The 465-nt window shown below is 48.0% G+C and carries 1 protein-coding gene; it reads left to right on the forward strand.

The features are described 5' to 3' along the window. On the forward strand, positions 1–430 hold a 430-nt coding region (locus ACFQ32_RS04105), incomplete at its 5' end, for a hypothetical protein (protein WP_379907034.1). Positions 431–465: the final 35 nt, after the last annotated feature.

Raw genomic sequence — 465 nt, forward strand, 5'->3', positions numbered from 1 at the left:
TAGAGCTGTTGCTGCCATTAGAGCCGTTACTACCATTAGAGCTATTGCTGCTATTGGAGCTATTGCTGCCATTAGAGCCGTTGCTACCATTAGAGCTATTGCTGCTATTGGAGCCGTTGCTGCTACCATTAGAGCTGTTGCTGCCATTAGAGCCGTTACTACCATTAGAGCTATTGCTGCTATTGGAGCTATTGCTGCCATTAGAGCTATTGCTGCTATTGGAGCCGTTGCTGCTACCATTAGAGCCGTTGCTGCTACCGTTAGAGCCGTTGCTACTACCATTAGAGCCGTTGCTGCTACCGTTGGAGCCGTTGCTACTACCATTAGAGCCGTTGCTGCTACCGTTGGAGCCGTTGCTGCTACCGTTGGAGCCATTATTATCTGGAATCTTGGTATATTTAACCGTGATCGTGATGTCTTGATCAGTTGACTTCACCTGGGTCCCTTTTACTACTTTGGTATCAG

The sequence above is a fragment of the Lactobacillus melliventris genome (assembly GCF_042679465.1).
GTDB lineage: Bacteria > Bacillota > Bacilli > Lactobacillales > Lactobacillaceae > Lactobacillus > Lactobacillus melliventris.